The organism is Cupriavidus sp. SK-4 (assembly GCF_000611125.1).
Taxonomy (GTDB): Bacteria; Pseudomonadota; Gammaproteobacteria; order Burkholderiales; family Burkholderiaceae; genus Cupriavidus; species Cupriavidus necator.
The window spans coordinates 1-2,335 of record NZ_JFJW01000127.1 but is presented as its reverse complement, the minus strand read 5'-3'; the positions used below and the strand labels follow the sequence as shown (position 1 = coordinate 2,335).

Below are 2,335 nucleotides of genomic sequence, written 5' to 3'. Positions count from 1 at the left end.
GCGGCTGCAGGCCGCCGTGCCACTGGCTGACCATGGCGCCGGCCACCGAAGCCAGGAAGAGCGGCATCAGGCGCTGCACCGCGAGCGCCCCGAACACCACTTCGGCAACGAAGACGGCGGCGGAGAAGGGGGTGTGATAGACGGTGGCAAGGCCCGCCGCTGCCCCGCAGGCGGTCAGCATTCGGCGCATGTTAGAGCCGCCGCCGCGTTCCAGCCGGGTCGACGGAAACAGCGAGCCGCACAGCGCCGCCAGCTGGATCATCGCGCCTTCCTTGCCGACCGAGCTGCCGCTGACGATCGAGAAAAACGACGAGAGCGCGCGCAGCAAGGTGATCCGCACCGGCAGGCGGCCGCTGCCGTTGGCCACCGCTTCCATGTAGTCGGTGGCGCCGCCGTGGCTGCCGGCCAGGCGGTTGGCCAGCACCAGCAGGCCGCCCGCCAGCGCGCCGCCCACGGCCGGCACCACCACGCGCCACGCCAGCGCCAGCGTGGCGAATACGGCCACCACGTCGGCATGGCTGGAAAACAGCACGACGCCCGCGCCCTCCAGCGCTTCCTTGAACAGCGTGGTGGCAATGGCCGCGACGATCCCGACCGGGATGGCCGCGAACAGGATGACTTCCTGGTCTTCGAGGAAACGCAAGCGCATGGCGGCTTTCCGGGGCACATGTGGAGCGGGTGCGGAGCCGGAGAGGGGGCGGGCAGAGGCTGTCATGATAGCGCAGCGCCACCCGCGCAGACCCGATGTGCGCCGGCGCGCATGCGGGGCCGCGCCCGGTGCAGAACCCGCTGGTCCCGGACTGGTACACTACCGCTCTTTCCTTCGCGGGCGGGCCGGTGCCCTGCCATGCCGGCTTCCCGGCGTTCGCGTTCCGATTCCGATCCGATTACCAGGAGCCATCCGGCGTTTGGCGCACCGCGTGCGCAGCGATGGCCCAAGCAGCAATTCATGTCTTTTTCTGAACTCGGCTTGTCCGACAAGATTGTGCGTGCCGTGGCCGAACAGGGCTACACCACGCCGACCCCGATCCAGGCCCAGGCGATTCCCGCCATCCTCAAGGGCGGTGACCTGCTCGCCGGCGCGCAGACCGGCACCGGCAAGACCGCCGGCTTTACGCTGCCGATGCTGCAGATGTTGTCCGACTCCGCGGCGCGCGGCGCCAATGGCGCGCAGCGTCCGGCCCGCCTGCCGGTGCGCGCACTGGTGCTGACGCCCACGCGCGAACTGGCCGCCCAGGTCGAAGAGAGCGTGCGCAACTACGGCAAGTACCTGCGCCTGCGCTCGATGGTGATGTTCGGCGGCGTCGGCATCAATCCGCAGATCGAACAGCTCAAGCGCGGCGTCGAGATCGTCGTGGCCACGCCCGGCCGCCTGCTGGACCACGTGTCCCAGCGCACCATCGACCTGTCGCAGGTGGAACTGCTGGTGCTCGATGAAGCCGACCGCATGCTCGACATGGGCTTCATCCACGATATCCGCAAGATCCTCAACGTGCTGCCGGCCAAGCGCCAGAACCTGCTGTTCTCGGCGACGTTCTCGGACGAGATCCGCGCGCTGGCCGACCGCCTGCTGAACAACCCGGCCTCGATCGAGGTGGCGCGGCGCAATACCACGGCCGAGACCGTGGACCAGCGCGTCTACCCGGTGGACCGCGAGCGCAAGCGCGAACTGCTGGCCCACCTGGTGCGCCAGCATGACTGGCACCAGGTGCTGGTGTTTACGCGCACCAAGCACGGCGCCAACCGCCTGGCCGAGCAGCTGACCAAGGACGGCCTGTCGGCACTGGCGATCCATGGCAACAAGAGCCAGTCGGCGCGCACGCGCGCGCTGTCGGAATTCAAGACTGGCACGCTGCGGCTGCTGGTGGCAACCGATATCGCCGCGCGCGGCATCGACATCGACCAGCTGCCGCACGTGGTCAATTTCGACCTGCCCAACGTGCCCGAGGACTATGTGCACCGCATCGGCCGTACCGGCCGCGCCGGCGCCGAGGGCGAAGCGATCTCGCTGGTCTGCGTGGACGAGATTGCGCTGCTGCGCGATATCGAACGCCTGATCAAGCGCAAGCTCGAACAGACCGTGCTGCCGGGCTTCGAGGTCGACCCGAGCATCGCGCCCGAGCCGATCCAGAAGGGCCGCCAACAGCGTGGCGGTGGTGGCCAGGGGCAAGGACAAGGCCAGGGCCGCGGACGCGCCCAGGCGCGTCCGGCCGGCAACGAAGGCGAGGGCGCCCAGCGCCAGCGCCCGGCGCGCGAAGCGCAGGCTACGCCGCGGCAAGCCCAGGGCGGCCAGCCGCGCACACGCGCTGCCGAAGGCGGCCAGCGCGGCAACGGT

2 protein-coding genes are annotated in these 2,335 nt (G+C 69.8%); one reads left to right on the top strand and one right to left on the bottom strand.

Features of this window, described 5'->3' with window-relative positions:
- On the bottom strand, positions 1-649 hold a 649-nt coding region (locus CF68_RS38670), incomplete at its 3' end, for a chloride channel protein (RefSeq protein WP_035824572.1).
- Positions 650-949: 300 nt separating this feature from the next.
- On the opposite strand from CF68_RS38670, the gene CF68_RS26185 reads away from it, so the two are divergent.
- Positions 950-2,335, top strand: a 1,386-nt coding sequence (locus tag CF68_RS26185) for a DEAD/DEAH box helicase (RefSeq protein WP_035824570.1), incomplete at its 3' end; no start/stop codon positions are given.